Source organism: Polaromonas sp. P4_H1 (assembly GCF_056400945.1).
Genome location: NZ_JBFUKG010000017.1, coordinates 1 through 17,251 on the forward strand (window position 1 = coordinate 1; position 17,251 = coordinate 17,251).

A 17,251-nucleotide genomic window follows, 5' to 3' on the forward strand; every position below is an offset into this window, starting at 1 on the left:
ATGGCTGCGTTGACGGCCAGCAGGTTGGACTGGGCGGCCAGGTCTTCCACGCTCGCCATGATCCGGCCGATGGCCTGACTCTGCTCGGACAGCCGCGTCATGCTGGCGGCAATTGCTTCCATCTGCTGGCGGATCCGGGTCATGCCGGCCCCCACATCCTCGGTGGACTTGCGCCCGTTCTGGGAGCTCTGTGCCGCCTTCTGCGCACTGTCGGACACCAGCTTGGCCTTCTGGCTGGCCACCTGCGCCGTTTGCCGAACCTCCTCCACCGTGGTGGTGGTCTCGCTCACCGCCGCGGCCGACTGGCTGGCGCTGGCGGCGAGCTGGGTGGTCGAAGCAACGATTTCGGTCGCGGCCGAGCCCAGCACGTTGGCCCCTTCGACCAGGTCGCGAACCTGCTCGCGAAGACTCTCCGACATCCGCGCAAAGGCGGTGCCCAAAACGTCGTTGGGGGATTGAGGCTTGATGGTCGAACGCAGATCGCCGGCGGCGATCTGCTCGGCCGCGCTCGCCATCCCACGCAGCGACTGCGCCATGCGGTCAAACGTCCGTGCCAGCGCTCCTACCTCGTCGCTGCGCGTATCAACCGATACATTGACACCCAAGTCACCCAAAGCGATCCGTTCCGCGACAGCCGTGAGGTCCTGGAGAGGCCGGGCGATGTTGCGTGTGATGACGAATCCGGCCAGCGCAGCGAGCACCAAGGCGGCGAGGGTGCCGACCACGATGGTCAATTCCGCATTTCCGGCATCGTTCTTCGCGCTCTCCGCGCGTTGCTTGAGCAAGTCATTTTCTTCGCGCTCCATCTCGTCGATAACCTTGCGGATTTCACTCGTGAGCGTGCGACCCTTACCTGTCCTGATGAGTTGAACGCCCGCCGCCTCTCCCCTGGTCCGTATGGCATCGATCGTTTCCTTGGCGAAGTCGATCCGACTTTTGACGAGTGGTTCGAGCGCATCCAGGCGTCGCTGCTCACGCGGGTTGTCCTCGGTCAGTTTCCGGGTTTCCTGGAGGATTTTGTCAATTTTTTCCAACCCGGCTTGATGCGGTTCCAGGTATTTTTCTTCCCCGGTGATGACATAGCCCCGCAAGCCATTTTGCATGTCTGCCGACAGCAATTCCATTTCCGCGACTCGACTCAGCACTTCGTAGGTGTGCTGGCGCAAGTCCGATGCCTCGATCAATTGCGTTGTGCTGCGATAGGAAACCGCTCCGACCATCACAAAAATCACCATCGCCAGGCCAAACCCTGTACCCATTTTGGTTCCGACATTCCATTTCATGGCACCGACCTCCGTTTTTTTTTGGACTTCGGTTTTCCACGTGACTGAAAACCTGCTGCGATCGCCTGCACATGCTCTGTGGCTTTGACCTTGAAGGTCGCGCGGAGTTGTGGGAGAAAGTTGTCTTCTTGGGTGCTCATGGCGATTGTGGTTGACTACACCTTGTAACGTTCAACCATCTGCTTGAGCCGCTGGCCGAGTTCGTTGAGGTTGCGGGCTGCGGCTTCCAGCTGCTTGGCGCCGGCTACGTTCTGTGTGCTTGCCTGCTTGATGCTCTCCATCGCGCCCGCCACCTGGTCAACGCCCACCAGCTGCTGCTGGCTCGATGCCGCAATCTGCGTGGCCGCCTGCGCCGCCTCCGTCACGCTGCCCGCCAGCGCCTGGATCGATTCGCCCGCCACTTCGGTTTGCCGGCTCCCCGCCTCCACCGCCTTGCTACCCTGCTCCGTCGCCATCATGGCCGTCGTCGTCGCCTTCTGGATGTCGCCCAGGATGGTGCGCACCTGGTTGGTCGCCTGGCGCGACTGCTCCGCCAGGCTCTTGACTTCCTGCGCCACCACGCCAAAGCCCTTGCCGTGCTCGCCAGCCTTGGCGGCTTCGATGGCCGCGTTGACGGCCAACAGGTTGGACTGGGCGGCCAGGTCTTCGACGGTGGCCATGATCCGGCCGATGGCCTGGCTCTGCTCGGACAGCCGCGTCATGCTGGCGGCAATTGCTTCCATCTGCAGCCGGATGCGGTTCATCCCGGCCGCAACGTCCTCGGTGGACTTGCGTCCGCTCTGGGAAATCTGCGCCGCCTTCTGCGCGCTGTCGGCCACGTTTCTGGCTTTCTGGCTGGCCACCTGCGCCGACTGCCGCACTTCTTCCACGGTGACGGTCGTTTCGCTCACGACCGTGGCCGACTCGCTGGCGCTGGCGGCGAGCTGGGTGGTGGATGCGACGATGTCGCTGGCGGCCGAACCCAGCACCGTCGCACCTTCGATCAGCCCGCGAATCTGCTCGCGAAGACCCTCCGCCATGCGGGTGAACATTTCCACCAGCACACCGATCTCATCGGAGCGCTGATCCGCGGGCAGTGTTGCCGTGAGGTCGCCGGCCGCGATGAGTGAGGCTACCCTTGAAATATCCTGGATGGGGTGCGAGATCACGCGTTGCATGCGTATGGATATCGGCAGCGTGATCAGCAGCGAACTGACCAGCACCAGCAGGATGATTCCGCCGAAGCGTGCGACACGCCAGGTCAGCGACTCGGTGCTCGCACGCAAGTACACGGTTCCCGCCGTGCGTGCGCCGTCCCTGATGGGTCGGAACACCTCCAGCTCATCGTCCCTGAATCGCTCCCCCGCAGGCTCCGTTGTCGTGGGCAGCGCTCGGGTGGACGAGCCGGAACGCTGGTATCGGGCAAAGAGCCTGGCATCTGCGTTGTAGATCCCGGCAGCCGCGATTTCCGGATTCGCTTCGAACGCTTTGAGGTATTCCTCGGCCACTTTCGCGTCGTTGAAAGCGAGTGCCGCCGTGACGCTGGCGGCAAGCGTTTCGGCCTGAACCGATATTTCACGTTTCTTCTGGTCGGTGTAGGTGATGGTGTCGTAGGCAACGATGGCCACACCGGCCAGCAGCAGCGCAATCGCACTGGCCAGCACGCTGATCAGCAGCAATTTGGCGCGAATCGGAACATTTGCAAGCCAGCCCATTTAACGGCCCTCCCCAACCCGTCTGGGCTTGACGTTGAGCGCCACGCTCAACAGTTTGGAACTGATGGCCAGCCTGTTTTGCGCGGCGGCTTCATCGTCGATATCAAAGCGCACGCGATCGTCCTTGATGACGAAGTTGATGATTCCCGTGGCCACCCCCGGCGACCGGCCATCACTCACGGTGAGCACGCTGCTGCCGCGTAGCGCTTCGACGATTTGGGGGAGGCGCTGCGCCTCTGAGGTGGCAAGGTACACGATGTGGCAGCCTGAGTCCGGCTTGACTATCTTCAGTCGCCGCACCTCGACTGGTCGTTGGGCGATCCGCTGGCCGTTGACGGCCCTGTCGAGAGTGGGCCCAAATGGATCCTCGCCCGCGATGCACAGCTGAAATGGGCTGGTCGGCGAAGCAAAGGCTGTTGCAGGCCATTCGACAAAGGAGCCGAACTTGTACAGAAAAGCCGCCTTGACGGCGTATTCCACTGATTCGTCGGCTGCGCTGGCCTTGCCGGGGAAGAGCGCGATGCCCAATGCCACAACGGCCAAGGTGCTGCCCGAGTGCATGCGCGCTACCGCGCGCAGTATGTTGATCAGAATTTCCATAGCATTTTTGCGTAGAAGCTGCGCCCAATTTCGCTACGCGCCGGCGTGGAACCACTGAACTCCGGATGACCCTTGTCGAGCAGGTTGAGCGCGGTCAACGAAACCTCGACATCCTTGGCGACCCACCAGCCCAGACGCGCATCGAACGCGGTATAGCGAGGAACCTGGGTGGAGGACAATGTGCCGATCGAGCGCAGGGAGACATCAAGCTCAACGTCGTGCGCCAGATTCATCGCCGAACGCAGAGAGAACTGGTGTCGCGGATCAGTTTCGGCGGCGGCCAGGCTGGTTGTATCGGTACTGCCTGACTTTAAGCTTAGATCTTTCTTGAGATAGTTATAGCCTGCACTCAACCGCCACCAGTTGTTTACACGGTAGTTCCCCCACATTTCCACACCGTAGGTATTGCCCTTCATCTTGTTCCCGATCACAAGCGCTGATCCGGGGCCCGCAGAGCGTTCGAGACTGCGCAGGTCATCGTAGACGTTGTAGAAGGTAGACACGGAGAACGAGGTGTCGGCGGTCGGCTGCGTGCGGTAACCGACCTCGTAGGCGGTCAGCGTCTCCGACGTAAAGTCCCCGACGACGAACCCCGGGAACCCCAGGAGCGGGATAGCCGGCACAAAGAATTCGCGGTCGACGCGCGATGGCGTGCGCACCGCCCGCGAGATAGCCGACCACAGCAGCGTGCGATCGTCCAGCTTCCAGGCCAGCCGCGCGTTGGGTTGCCATTCCAGCCCGGTGTAGTTGTTGTGCTCCAGTTTCAGGCCCAGCGTGAGCTTGAGGGGTTCGCTGAGCGCGATGCTGTCCTGGACAAAGATATTGGCTCGGCTCAGCGTCTTTTGTGCCGGCAGAAACTGCAGGAACTGGCTGTTATCGACATGGTCGTTCTGCCGCCGGTAGCCGCCACCCCAGACAATGTCGTGGTCCTTGCGCCACCGGAAACGATGCTGCACGTCGATGTCGTAGGTATCGAGCACTTCGCCGAACCCGGCGGAGCCTGGATAGTTGCGTTGAGTCCGATCGTAATAGGCCTGGACCTGTATGTTTGCGTCATCCGCCAATGCGCGATTCCAGCGTCCAAGCAGGTTCGCTCCCGAAATGGTCTTGTCGGCCAGGGCGCGCTGATGTATCAACCCATCGTAAGCATCTCCCTGCAGCGTAAAGGTATCGGCGGCGCTGGCCGAGTCAATCCGGAAGCCCGCCTGCTGCGTGTTCCACGAATTTTGCAGGTCGGTGCCACTGCTGTTCTGCGTGCTGTCGCGGCTAAAGCCCTTTGCATACAGACGGTACGTGGTGTCCTCGCCCAGTTTGCCGCCATGACGAGCACCGGCGCCACGCTCCTTGGTACCGGCACCGCCGCTCAGCAAGGTACCCTGGGTATCTCGTGAAGAGCGGGTGATGATATTGATGACGCCATTGACGGCATTTGATCCCCACAGGGTTCCGCCTGGTCCACTGATGACCTCGATGCGTTCTATGTCTTCGATCAAGGTATCCTGCACGTCCCAGAACACGCCGGAGTTCAGCGGCGTATACACGCTGCGGCCGTCTATCAGCACCTCCAGCTTGTTGGCGCTCCTGCTGTTGAAGCCGCGCGCCGTAATCGCATAATTGCTTGAGTCATCGCGCGCGACCTGGAGATTGGGCGCAAGGCGCAGTATTTCCGGGATGCTGGTATAGCCGGACCGGCGAATGTCTTCGCTCGTGATCACGTAGACCGCTGCAGCCGCATCGCTCAACCGTTCGGGTCTCTTCAGTACCGAGGAGATCTCGATGTTCGCCAGATCTTCAAGCGTCATGCGTGAAAAATCCACGGAGGACAAGGATGCTGTTGTGGCATCTGCCGCGATGACTGCGCCCACCTTGAGCGTCACGCATGCTACGGCAGTCAGACGACTGACGAGCGTCGCTGCCCGGCGCCATCGTCCCTTGCCTTCCTTGCCCCCCTTGCCTGCGGCATCTGCGGCTCTTTTCATTATTTCCCTCCTTTTTTTGCTTCGAACACCCGTTACCCCGTTCACGCCAGACCTTGGCTAGCGGTCTAACCTCCGGTCAGGGCGACTCAGTACGACATCCACTCCCTGCGTTGGCCTGCAGGGTCTGGATTCAGTCCTCCACTTCCTCCTGCACAATGATTTTCGGGTCCGTCAGGAGACGATCCAGATCAAGCACCACGAGACGTTGCGCCGTCACGCCTTTCAGGTAGTCGGCCCGGATGCCCGTGAGCGTCGGCAACGTCGGCTGCAGGCTCCCTAGCGGGATGATTCGGACGCCCACGATGATGTCCGCCATCAAGCCGAGTTCGAGATCGTTACTGCGCAGGAGAATGACGCAGTGCAGGTCGGTCAACCCCTGGTCGGGCAGATCGAAGAATTTTTTGATGTCGATGACCGGCGTGATGCGGCCCCGCACATTCACAATTCCGCGCACAAATGACGGCGTGCAGGGAACCGGTGTCAGACTCTTCAGGGGATACACCTCGCGCACGTGGCGGGTCTCCAGCGCATAGCATTCATGGGCAAGACGAAACTCCAGCACCTCGAGCGATGCGTTCGCCACCGCGGTGTTATCCCGGGGCCGCGCCAGGGCGCGTGCACGGGCACGAAGGATGGTTCCGGCGTCGGGGATGGCGGTATGAGTGGGGTCACTCATCGCGTATTTTCCGGACTGGTGAGCGAAGCAAGGGTCTGCGCAAGACGCCCGGCGGTGAGCCCGTCCGATTCGCGCAGAGGATCGTCCGGGTGGTAGCGTTGCAGCAGATGCAGCGTATTGGCGAAATGTTTGTCCGCTTCGCCGGCCTTTCCGCACCGGCGCGCAAGATTTCCGAGTGCAAAATGAGCCAGCACAAACTCGGGTTCGAGATAGGTCGCCCGCTGAAGGGAAAACCGCGCTTGTTCTGGTTCGCCCTGCTCCAGCAAAACGACCGCGCGCAGGTAATGGCCGGCGGGGTCCTGCTTGTCGGCGACGATCCAGCGATCACACCATGTCAGCGCATCGGCAAGTCGGCCCTGGTTTGCCAGTGCCCGGGCCAGCAGCGAACATGCCACAGGCCCTGGTGTATGTTCGGCCAAGGGCGCCAGCAACGTGTCAACCACTTCGGCATAACGGCCCTGCCCGTAAAGCGATTCTGCAAACATCAGGGTGCTGCCCGGTGCCTCCGGAACGGCGAAGTCGTCCGTCGGACGGTCGGACTCTAAAACCACCAGCGGGGCAGCCAATGGTGCCCATGACAAAGACGCCTCGACTGCAGGAAAACCAGATTCCGGCGCGCCGGTGGCGGCCACCGTCCCTGGTTCGGCCTGAGGCGCGACATTGCTCTTTTTGTAAAGGCTTGCACCGGCGAAATCCACTGTGACAAACTGTGGAAACAACGCCTGTGAGGCTTCGCTGGGACTCACCACCAGCCAGCCGCCTTCGACCAGCGAATGGTGGAGGTTCCCGATCACCTTGCGGGTCTGCTGCGGCGTGAAGTACATCAGCACATTGCGGCAGAAGATTACATCCATCGCATTGGTGTCTGTCTCAAGCGAGGGGTAAACGTCCTCCGCGAGGTTCAGGTGCGCAAAGTTCACCAATTTCTTGATTTGCGGCACGATGGCGTAACGGCCATCTGCGGTGCGATGGAAGTAACGTTGCTTGAGTCTTGCCGGCGCGTTGCGGAACGACCATTCGCCGTAGATGCCTGCGGCAGCCTTGCGCAGAAAGCTTGCGTTGATATCGGTCGCGGTGATCGTCACCTGCCAGTCCCGAAAATCGGGCAATGCTTCATGCAGCAAAATTGCCAGCGAATAAGGCTCTTCACCGCTGCAGCAAGCCGCACTCCAGATGCGCAGCCGCTGCTCGCCGCCGCGCCGGGCGCGGATCAGCTCGGGCAGGATGCTCTCGGTGAGCGCCTCCAGTGTTTGCCCGTCCCGGAAGAAATAGGTTTCACCGATCGTGAGATGACCTGCCAGCACCTGTACCTGGGCCCGGGTCGGCTGCGCCGACAGCAGCCAGTCGACACAGGCTGCCGCGTCCTCAAAGCCAAACTCCTGCGCTGCGTCAACCAGGCCACGCTTCAGATCATCCCAGCGCTCGCGCGGAAAATGCAGCCCCGTCGTGCCGGCGACAAGCTCGCTCAACTGCGACCACTGCGCCGGCATGACCTGGCCGTGCATCATTCGACCTCCTCCATCGCCGCATCCAGCGCGTGTGCTTCGTCCAGCGAGAGGAATTTTTCCATGTCGTGAATCAGCACCAGGCCATCGTCAAGCTTGACCACGCCCTGGAATTGCTCAAGGCCGGGTACCATCCGGTCCGCACCCACAACGGCAGATGGCTCGTGTTCGATCACGCCGTGGACCTCGTCGATCACCAACGCCACCGTATGCCGGGCCGTCCGTGCAATCAGAAACTGGTCGGTGGGAACGACCTCCCGCTCTGGCAGGAAGAACCGTCGCCGGATATTGAACACCGGGAGAACACAGCCCGCTACGTTGATCACTCCGAGCACCACAGCCGGCGCACCAGGCAAGGAGGTCACTTCCACGGCTTGGATGACGCGCTCCACCACCGGGAGCGGCAACGCATAGCGCTGCCCGTTGAGGCGAAAAATGACCAACTCCATGAGTTCCCTTGTTTTTCTTGCTGAGCGGCCCACCTTCGCTTGCGCTGGTGGTTCGATGCAAAAACCTGGTCAATTCACAATTTTGTGCCTCAGGATAAATCATTTCGGCTATTTATGCCAAATGTGAAAGTGATGGTGAGTCGTCGCATGACGCCCTGCCACAACGCCTGGACGCAGCCAGCCCCTAAAAAACTAACGCCGCTGCACTGGGCGGGAGACGCTCTGGCACCACCTGGGACGACTCCTGCTTCAGAGCCGGGCGCGAATGCATGTAGGACTAAAGACCATCTTGCAATAACCGGTTCAGCGCGGTGGCAAACTGCCCGGATGAACCGGATTCGACGCTCAGCGCTAAAAAAGTGGTTGTACGGATTGCTGGCCCTGGCACTGCTCATAGCGGCGGGTGTGGCCGCGGTGCAGTCGCAAGAGCTGAGCAGCGAAAAGCATGCAGCAGCGTTGCTCAAAAAACACGAAACGCTCACTGAGCAGCTGGCGCATCACAACCCGTACCGACGCCCCTTGGTCCTCGATTCTTCCGAAACCCACAATGCGGTCCATGGCAACGCCTACGCTGTGCTGGATTCGCCGTTCAGCACCTTCAGCGCTACCTTTAAAAGCCCTGATCACTGGTGTGAAGTGTTGATCCTGCATAACTATAAGACTCCGTACAGATTGCAAAGGTGCAGAGGTACCCACAGCTGACGCTGGGGAAGCCAGCTTTAGCCCTTGGTCAAAATTCAATCGGTACAGGTTATCAATATTGAATCGGCGGGGACACTATATGAAAAATCCATATGCGTCAGCTGCAAAAAGATTCTTGCACCATATATTACGAAAAGCGTTTTCCTTCTTTCCAAGATCCTTACGGTTCGCCGTGTACCGGTCTTTTGTCAATTGCGATCCCACACCTGACCAACGTATAGTCCTGAAGATAGCGCAGACGAAAGAAGAACTGCAAGCGTGTTTCCAGCTCCTTCATGATGCGTATGTTGGCAGCGGCTTCATGCGGCCCGACCCGTCAGGCATGCGCGTCAGCATTTACCACGCGCTGCCAACCACAACCACACTTTGCGCCAAGTTCGACGGTGAGGTTGTCGGGACCATTTCGCTGATTCGCGAAAGTGTTTTCGGCTTCCCCTTGCAGTCGATTTTTGAGCTGTACGACATTCGCGAGAAAAAGGGCCGGATAGCTGAAGTATCTGCGCTTGCAGTGCATCTGAAATTCAGAAACACAGGAGGAACCATCCTGTTTCCCTTGATGAAATTCATGTATGAATACTCCACCACCTTCTTTGATACCCGGCATCTTGTGATTGCTGTCAATCCGAACCGGATTGAAATGTACGAGTCTCTTTTGTTCTTTGAAAGATTGACGGAGAGTTCAGTTGAAAAATACGATTTTGCCAATGGAGCACCCGCGATAGGTGCCTCTCTTGACCTGTATGTAGCCCCTTCAATTTTTAAACGGGTTTATGGGAAGAAAGCGAGACGCAAGAATCTTTATGCATATTTTTTACGCACCAAGCTGCGTAATATCAGGATGCCAAGTCGACGCTATTTCACGACCAATGATCCGGTGATGACACCAGATTTACTCGACTATTTTTTCAACCAATGTACTCCCACCTTTCAAAACCTAAGTGAAAGGGAGAAAAGACTGCTGCACTCCATCTACAACCACGCGGAGTACCAACAGGTACTGCCGCCTGTTTTTTCTGATTCAAACTTCCAGACCCGTGAGCGTAAGCATCAACGTTATTCAATCAAATGTCCTGGCAGGTTCTCTGTCACTGGCCCTGAAAATACGGACGTCTATGACCTGCGGGTGGTAGAGCTTTCCGAGGATGGTTTTCTGGCGCGCTCTAAAGTACCCTTACCCGCGAACGTTTGGGGTCAAGCCATCGTTCAACTGGGGCATGAGGAAGAGTCGGTTATCAAAGCCATGGTCGTACGTGGCAAACACAAGGGGCCCCACGGCTTTTACGGCTTCAAATTGATTGAACCTGATCTCCCCTGGCGTAAACTTGTTGGCGTATTGAAGTCAGGCATGACCCATGAAGACTTGGACATTGCCTCCCAATTTTTGCCAGACTGAGCTATCCAATCACTCACCTGGAGGTCAGTTGGACTTGCTCCGTTGCAACAATTGCTGCACAAATCTGGATGGAATGGCATAGCTGATTCCTGACGGGTTGGTCAAGGCCGATTCCCGGGTGCCTTTGATGAACACCATGTTCACAACGCCCAGCACCTCTCCTGTATCCGGATCAAACAGGGGCCCCCCACTGTTGCCGGGATAAGCCGTGCCATCCAGCTGAAAAATATCGAAACCACCTCCCGAGCGCAGACTGCGTATCGTTTTTTCGTTGAGCTGCTGGGCGGATGGGGTAGGTAAGGCAACTGCGGCGATAGAAGAAATCATGCCGCGGTGAGTCACGGGCGAGAAACCAAGCGCTCCCCCAATGGGGAACCCCATGAAGGCGACGGCTTGCCCCTCTTGAGCCAAGCCGGAATCCCGCATGCTGAGTGCCGGTGCCGAGGGCCCTTCAAAGCGCAGCAAAACCAGGTCATGAAGCTTGTCCACTTCGAGCACTGTGACGGGCCGCATCTGCAGTTCATTTTGTTCTCCCCTGACCTGGATGACCCAAGCAGCATCGACATCCTCTTTCGCAGGCTGCTCAAGAACATGGGCGTTGGTGATGACCAGATTGCCACGCCCCGAATTTCCATTGGTCACAACGAAACCCGTACCTCTCAAGGCGAAGCGCGGACTGTTTGTGTTCTTGTAGGTACCCACCATGACCACTGACGGTTTTACCTTGGCGATAGTGTTGGCCATATCGGCCCGCAAAGGCTCCGCAATCATGAGGCCAGCAAGAACAAGGAAAATGAGTCTGGACTTCATTTTTCACTCTCCATTGGGTTAACGTAAAACCGCGATTTGCCCCAACACACTGATGCATATTGAGCCACAGGTCAAACCCACGCTATCAATGTGCCGTGTGATCAGCGTCAGCTATTGCAGTATTCCCCTTTGGAAAGTAATGCATGAAGGCTTTCCGAGTCAAATGCGGAACAATCAAATACCAGGGCATCCGCAGATAATGGGATCGAATGTACAAAGACCAGCGGGCAAAATTGCCAAAGGAGTCATCGCAGCTCGGATGGAGCGGTTGCAATGCACGGTTGAGCAATACAGACAGCACCCGGCGAGTCATCCAGTTCGGCTGGATATCCTGCAGTTCATGGCGTAAATCCAGAGGTGTGCCGCTACCAAAGAGGCGTTGGGTGTGGTGCAACGCATGAAAGAGCGGTTCGCCCAAACCCAGCTCCTTGGCTCTGGCGAACAGTGCACTCCAAAACCCAGGATCTTTGCTGAAGTGCTTCAGCAAATCGTTGATATCCAGCAAGTCGCGCAGGCCGTGACTGAATTCGCCCTCCTGAAACAGATGCACAGCGCTGTGAAGCACCATATCCACTGGTGCCAGAACGAACAAGTCAGCCCTGTCGTCAATGGCCACCACGCGCTCCAGCAGTTGGGCACCATTGACCTTGAATCGCGAGGTCGGAGGTGTGATGGTGTGATGAACATCAATCACCGTGCCGCGCTGCACATGCTTCATCGGCGGAATCTCGTGCATCCACTGACGGTAGTAACGCTCGTTGTAGGCATCTCTTTTTTCACTGATCCAACCAGCCCGGAACAACGCGCCTTCGACTTCCGGGAGACGATCTCGCGCAACCATGATGTCTATGTCAGAAAACAGACGCCCATGTCGTGGAGGCAGGTTGGCCACAAAGTAAGCTGCCCCTTTTAGCATAACAACGGGAGTAGGGACATGTTTCAGCGCGCGCCTGATGCAGTCCACTTCCCATTGCACCTCATGATGCTGGCGATCAACCAACCTCAGTGCTCCTTCCAGGTATTGTCGCGGCCTCTCTGAAACTGCGGCCAACCAATTGCGCTCAGCATGGTGCTGCGCGAGACGGCCCAGCAATCTTGCTTGTCTGGCCTGGCCCAAAATGTTCTCCCATTCCGACAGAGTCAGTTGGGGCCGCTGATCCGGTTGCGCCCAGACTTGCGAAAGCAGGCTCGGCTTCATGCCCTTCCCCGCTCTGCAAGATCGTCAAACACCGACACTGCATCTTCCAGTTCGCTGTATCGGAAGTCATAGCAATCGCTGGTCGTGATGACGTCTGCGAGCAATTCAAAGCCGGTTAATCCGAGCACGGTGTAGTTGAATGCGTTGCGGCCCAGCTCCAGCATGCTGTTGGCCTTCGAACGCGCAGTAAGTTCGGCTCTGGCAGCCGGAACATATTGCGGAAATACCACCCACCGTGGCCGCGCCTGATCTTCATGGAGGTCCACATGGAGAGTGGGAACCTTCATATGGCTGACTGATCCTTTGGAGGTGTCATGGGTCACCCGGTTCAGCACCGCGCCCGGCACAAACCTGCTGATTACTTGCAGCGACTGGTTCTTCAGGCTGATAGGTCGACCTAGCGGTGCAATCAAGCCGTCCGTCAGCGAAATCAAAGTCAGCTCATCCGAGAGCAGCCGCCAGCCCCGGCTGACGAGACCTGCGCACAAAGTGCTTTTTCCCGAGCCTGGCGGGGCTGGCATGATAACGGCACAACCGTTTCGCGCAACCACGGCAGCGTGCAGCGAAAGGTAATGATGGGCTTGGGTCGAGATACACCAGTTCATTGCCCATTCAAGCAGGGGAAATGCATGATCTACAGGCAAGGCGGCAAATGGATGCTCCCCGTCATAGACGAATTTAACCTGTGGCCGCCACCATCTTCGTAATCCTCTGCTTTGGGCCAGAGTCACGGTAAAGTCGACAAACTCCTGAGGGTCAACCAGTGGGAAGTCAGCATAAAGCAGCCTCAGACCCTCCCCAACGGACTCAAGCTCTGAGATGATTCTGAAATTGAAGGGGCCGGTCCGAATGGTCAGGCCTTCACTGCCAAGTCGATGACTGACTTCGGCTGTGCTTAACTCAGACAAAATCATTGCAGCGTCGACTCAATCAGGCCAGTGGCTGCCAACTGCTCCAGGATGCCCCCCACGGCGTCCGATAATTGGTTATCGCTGGGGATGAGCAACTCATCAGCAATCCGTGACACTAGTTCGGGGAGCGTGCTCGCGGTACTCTCAACCATCATGAGAGTGACTGCCGTCAGCGTGTCCATCTGGTGGGTTTGTCCCGACCCAACGTCAAATACCACCCACTCATCATTCCAGCATCTCCAGTGCAGGGATGCCAGCGTGTTCAGATGCCAAACCACAAGGCAAGGCGATTGAGATTGATTCACCAGCAAATGACAAGAGCGTCCCGGTTGCCAATACTTATGAAGTGTGCGTTTCCATGTACGTCTTGAAAAACTCCAGGGCATCTCTGTACGCCGGTGAAGCGCTGCCCTGGTTATAAAAGGCAAGCACTTCGTCTCCCGAGTAGGGGAAGTTGAAGCTGAAGCTCAAAGCGTTCAACCAAGCGCAAATCCAGTGAAATTCATCTGTATCCGCGAAATTGCGGCTATTATCTGCCGGCGATAGGACCTCAAACAGCGTCGGAAAACCGCCATCAGTATTTCGCCAATAACCGCTGGCCTTAAAAACCTGTTTACACTGCGTCTTGAAGGGAACGGGCCAGGCATGGCTGGGCACCCGCTTCCCGTTGATTGTCTCTGATTGACCCCACCAATCGGGACCGTAGCCACCACATACCGCCGCAGTCGTAGTAGCCGAATGCACGCCAGAGTGCATGCCCGAGATGCTGCACTGGTGTTGGCCATCAAATGTGATGAGCCTCTGACCCGCCAAAGTCTGGAGAGGTACAGTCGCTGCAAGAACGGCCGCTCCCTTACCTACACCCTTGAGAAGGATACGACGGCGAGCGAGAGCCGCAGATGAAAGTCCCCCTGCCTTGCCCTGGCCTGGCGCTTCAATATTTTCAGTGCTCATATCGATTCCCACGCGTAGCCGCAATTCTTTTAACGGTTTGCGCCGGGTATCCGACTTAAACCGCTTTAATCTTAGCAAATGCACCGCAATTGTGCGAAAAAACTAGCTCACTAACTAGCTCACTACCCTATGCAATGGTTTTGCTTGAGAACTTAGCGAACACATTAAATCCCGGCTCCCGTCAATTGATAAGCAACGCAATTTTTATGCCGTTCGTTTTGCCCGTTGATTTTTATTGGTATTTATGCTTTCTGGTGTTCACTTCGCCTGAGAGTTGTAAGAAAAACCGACAGACTTACAGATTTTTCAGGAGCGCCGCAACCTCCGGCTGAGCTGAAAACTTATCGCCCAGTTTATTGAGTTCCTCCAGTTTTTTTCGCGCTAGACCTTTATTTCCGCCTTTAATATGAATTTTTGCCAGGTTGAGTTTGTATACAGGATTCAACGGCTGCAACACCAGTACTTTGTTTTGAAGTTCCACTGCCTTCGCGTAGTCGCCCTTTTCTGAGAGTATCATCGCGAGGGTGTCCATAAATCTCGGTTGATTGGGTGCCAGGGCATTTGCCTTTTCAGCGTAGCCGATCGCACCATCCTTGTTGAGTTTAGCGCTCACCCATGCCAAATTGTTATACGCACCCGCGTTATTGGGCTGCAACTTGAGCACCTCTAAATAACTTTTTTCTGCACCGCTGTAGTCTTTGCGTTCAATGGCTCTGCCGCCCAGATAAAGCAGAAAGGCGACATCTTTGGGGTTGTTTTTCTGCCAACTGGCCAAAAATTTATCGGCTTCAGCGACTTTGCCAGAAACCAGCAACACAAAGTGCAGCTTGATGGCCAGCTCTGAAGAGTTCACTTGCTTCAGCCCGGCGCGATAAGCCGTTGCTGCACTGTCCCAGTTTTTTTGGGAGAGGTTGATATCACCTTCGAGCACATAGCCCGCCGCTTCCTTGGGGCGTTGTTGCTGCACCGTGCGTGCCGTCGTCAAAGCAGCGGGAAACTTTTTCCCATCCAGATCTAGCGCGATCAAAGTACGCTGCGCTTCGAGCAGATCGGGCTTGATTTCAAGGGCCTTGAGAAGGCTGCTGTACGCCGCTTCCTTGTTTTTTTCAGCCAGATGCGCGTTAGCCAGGCGCATTTGAGGCCGCGGCGACAGCGGTTGCATGGCCGCAAGCTTGTTGTAACTGCCAATCGCCTGATTAAATTCCCCGGATGCTTGTTGCGCCAGGCCCAATGCGTCCAGAAGCTCGGGGCGGTCTGGTAACGCCGATACTGCATTCTGCGCTGCCGACAAGGCTTGCTTGAAATCTTTGTTGCGCAGATGGAAGTCGATGAGCAACAATCGTGGTGCCGGGTCTGTCGGGTTGGCCGCCACCGCGTTGCCGATGAGCCGGGACATGTCCTCTTTTGCAGTCCCCGACCGTCCCGCGAGTCGAACAAGCATCAACCAGGCCTGGCCATTTTTAGGGTCTTTGGCCAGCACCGCCTCGATTCGCTTCTTTGCGTCCTCAGGTTTTTTGGCCGCCAGATCCATCTCCGCCAGACTGGCCACGGCCGCAAAGTACGACGGATCAATCGTCAAGGCACGCTCAAAGCTCTTTTTCGCACCGTCAGTATCTCCCTTGAGCAACAGGGTTCGGGCACGCAAAAAGGCTGCCAATGGTTTGTCAGGCTGCTTTTTCTCAAGCCCGTCGATGGCCTTTAACGCCTTATCAAACTCCAGACGCCTCAGATGTGCGTTGATCAGCGCCAGGTCCGCAGTGGTGCCCGCGTCCGAACCGGCAATATTCTGCAACTCTTCAAATGCAGTGTCGACCGAGCCGCTCATCAAATGAGTCAACGCCAGGGCGGTCCGCTTTCCGCCGTCCTTGGGCACTTGACTGATCGCCTTCTCGAAGTACTCCTCCGCCTTTTTGAGATCACCGTTCTGAAGATAGACCTGGCCCGCCAGTGAAAGCAGTTCGGGATCAATTTTTTCCTGCTTCAAGCCCGGTAGCAAAGTCTCCATCGCCCTGGCCGGTTGCCCCGCGCGCAGGTAGGTTACAACAAGCAGGCGACGGGGCAATGCAAGCGTTGGCGCGGCCTGCACGGCCTTGCTTAAATAGCTTTCCGCTGACAGCAGTGAATTGAATCGAAGCTCCACGGCACCCGCCAATTGCAGGCTTTCTACGCTACCCGGAGCCACTCTTACAACCTGCTGCACCAGATTTCGGGCAAGCTTGAAATCTTTTTTCTGAAAAGCCAGCAGCGCTTCAAGGTAAGTGGTGCGCGGGTGATTCGGCGCAATTTTTTTCAGTTGCGCAATTTGCGCTGCCGCTGCGGCTAGATCGCCTTTTTGCAGCAGAATCATAGTGACGGCGGCATGGCCGGCAATAAAATCCGGCTTGATTTCAGTTGCTTTGCGGTAAGCCTCCAATGCCTCTTTGACCTGATTTTTTGCAAACAGTAAAAGATCGCCTTTAAATTTCCAGGCTTCATGGCTTTTCGGAGATTTGGCAATCGCCTCATCCGCCATCACCAGCGCGCCATCAATATCACCCTGCCCCGCCTTTTGTCGAGCCTGCTCAATCAGGGCCGGCGCGTAGCCTGGTTCCGCCAGCAGGGCCGCGTTTAAGGCCGCCTGTGAAAGTTCCGCCTTGTCCTGCATGGCATAGGCAGACGAAAGCGTCATCATGAGGCTTGCTTTGGCGGCCGGCTGGCTTAACTCGATGTTGGCAAATTCATCCGTCACCTTCTTCGCCTGCCCCCGCGCCAGCAGGGATCTGGCCAGCGGAGGAATCACCAGGTCTTGCGGGTGTTTCAGTTCCAGGGCCTTGCGCAACTCAGTTTCGGCGCCTACGGGGTCCCCACTTTCCAGCAGCGCGGTGCCCAGTAAAAAGCGTGCCTCGGGTAAATTTGGATCGCTCTGCAACGCGTTTTTTATCTGAATGACCGCCGATTTGGTGTCGTTTTTCGCCAGGTAGTTTTTGGCAGAGAGGAGCATGGCTTGCGGTGTGTCTCCACAAGCGGCCAACAGCAGCGACACCAGAATGGCCGAAAGAACCGTGCGAGCATCCGTTTTTTTGGAGTTCATGGTTAGCCTGAAATGAAAGTTAAACCC

At 57.2% G+C, this 17,251-nt stretch carries 15 protein-coding genes; 2 read left to right on the forward strand and 13 right to left on the reverse strand.

Annotated features, from left to right (window positions below; translation table 11 throughout):
* The 7 genes from AC1DS5_RS19715 to AC1DS5_RS19745 form a co-directional block, all read right to left on the reverse strand.
* A partial coding sequence (locus tag AC1DS5_RS19715) for a CHASE3 domain-containing protein (protein ID WP_477719950.1) occupies positions 1-1,235 on the reverse strand: 1,235 nt, incomplete at its 3' end.
* 203 nt (positions 1,236-1,438) lie between these two features.
* On the reverse strand, positions 1,439-2,977 hold the full coding sequence (locus AC1DS5_RS19720; RefSeq protein ID WP_477719951.1) for a sensor histidine kinase, YfiR-like protein-associated: 1,539 nt from the start codon (positions 2,975-2,977) through the stop codon (positions 1,439-1,441).
* The gene (locus AC1DS5_RS19725; protein ID WP_477719952.1) at positions 2,978-3,577 is read right to left on the reverse strand and encodes a TOL_0243 family YfiR-like periplasmic protein; all 600 of its coding nucleotides are present in this window, start codon (positions 3,575-3,577) and stop codon (positions 2,978-2,980) included.
* A complete protein-coding gene (locus AC1DS5_RS19730; RefSeq protein WP_477719953.1) occupies positions 3,565-5,556 on the reverse strand; it encodes a TOL_0244 family TonB-dependent receptor in 1,992 nt (663 codons plus the stop codon). The genes AC1DS5_RS19725 and AC1DS5_RS19730 overlap by 13 nt, the downstream gene beginning before the upstream one ends.
* A 130-nt stretch (positions 5,557-5,686) precedes the next feature.
* Complete coding sequence (locus tag AC1DS5_RS19735) at positions 5,687-6,232, reverse strand: chemotaxis protein CheW (RefSeq protein ID WP_477719954.1); 546 nt, start codon at positions 6,230-6,232, stop codon at positions 5,687-5,689.
* Positions 6,229-7,740: a CheR family methyltransferase gene (locus AC1DS5_RS19740; RefSeq protein WP_477719955.1), complete on the reverse strand. Its 1,512-nt coding sequence runs from the start codon at positions 7,738-7,740 to the stop codon at positions 6,229-6,231. The genes AC1DS5_RS19735 and AC1DS5_RS19740 overlap by 4 nt, the downstream gene beginning before the upstream one ends.
* Complete coding sequence (locus AC1DS5_RS19745) at positions 7,737-8,186, reverse strand: chemotaxis protein CheW (RefSeq protein ID WP_477719956.1); 450 nt, start codon at positions 8,184-8,186, stop codon at positions 7,737-7,739. The genes AC1DS5_RS19740 and AC1DS5_RS19745 overlap by 4 nt, the downstream gene beginning before the upstream one ends.
* A 327-nt stretch (positions 8,187-8,513) precedes the next feature.
* Between AC1DS5_RS19745 and AC1DS5_RS19750 the strand changes: the two genes are divergently transcribed.
* Entirely contained in the window at positions 8,514-8,888 is a 375-nt protein-coding gene (locus AC1DS5_RS19750) for a hypothetical protein (RefSeq protein ID WP_477719957.1), read from the forward strand.
* A 79-nt stretch (positions 8,889-8,967) separates the two neighbouring features.
* Positions 8,968-10,281 carry an N-acyl amino acid synthase FeeM domain-containing protein gene (locus AC1DS5_RS19755; RefSeq protein WP_477719958.1) on the forward strand — a complete coding sequence of 438 codons (1,314 nt, stop codon included), beginning with the start codon at positions 8,968-8,970 and terminating at the stop codon, positions 10,279-10,281.
* 24 nt (positions 10,282-10,305) lie between these two features.
* Here the strand turns inward: AC1DS5_RS19755 and AC1DS5_RS19760 are convergent, their stop codons facing one another.
* The 6 genes from AC1DS5_RS19760 to prsT all read right to left on the reverse strand — a co-directional run bounded on the left by AC1DS5_RS19760 (position 10,306) and on the right by prsT (position 17,224).
* Entirely contained in the window at positions 10,306-11,091 is a 786-nt protein-coding gene (locus AC1DS5_RS19760; RefSeq protein WP_477719959.1) for a S1 family peptidase, read from the reverse strand.
* A gap of 85 nt (positions 11,092-11,176) precedes the next feature.
* Positions 11,177-12,289: a nucleotidyltransferase domain-containing protein gene (locus AC1DS5_RS19765; RefSeq protein ID WP_477719960.1), complete on the reverse strand. Its 1,113-nt coding sequence runs from the start codon at positions 12,287-12,289 to the stop codon at positions 11,177-11,179.
* Positions 12,286-13,203: an HprK-related kinase A gene (locus AC1DS5_RS19770; RefSeq protein WP_477719961.1), complete on the reverse strand. Its 918-nt coding sequence runs from the start codon at positions 13,201-13,203 to the stop codon at positions 12,286-12,288. The genes AC1DS5_RS19765 and AC1DS5_RS19770 overlap by 4 nt, the downstream gene beginning before the upstream one ends.
* Positions 13,200-13,586 (reverse strand): HPr-rel-A system PqqD family peptide chaperone, encoded by a 387-nt coding sequence (locus tag AC1DS5_RS19775; RefSeq protein ID WP_477719962.1) that lies wholly within the window; start codon positions 13,584-13,586, stop codon positions 13,200-13,202. The genes AC1DS5_RS19770 and AC1DS5_RS19775 overlap by 4 nt, the downstream gene beginning before the upstream one ends.
* Positions 13,540-14,154 carry a hypothetical protein gene (locus AC1DS5_RS19780; RefSeq protein ID WP_477719963.1) on the reverse strand — a complete coding sequence of 205 codons (615 nt, stop codon included), beginning with the start codon at positions 14,152-14,154 and terminating at the stop codon, positions 13,540-13,542. The genes AC1DS5_RS19775 and AC1DS5_RS19780 overlap by 47 nt, the downstream gene beginning before the upstream one ends.
* A gap of 295 nt (positions 14,155-14,449) precedes the next feature.
* Entirely contained in the window at positions 14,450-17,224 is a 2,775-nt protein-coding gene (gene prsT / locus AC1DS5_RS19785) for an XrtA/PEP-CTERM system TPR-repeat protein PrsT (RefSeq protein ID WP_477719964.1), read from the reverse strand.
* Positions 17,225-17,251: the final 27 nt, after the last annotated feature.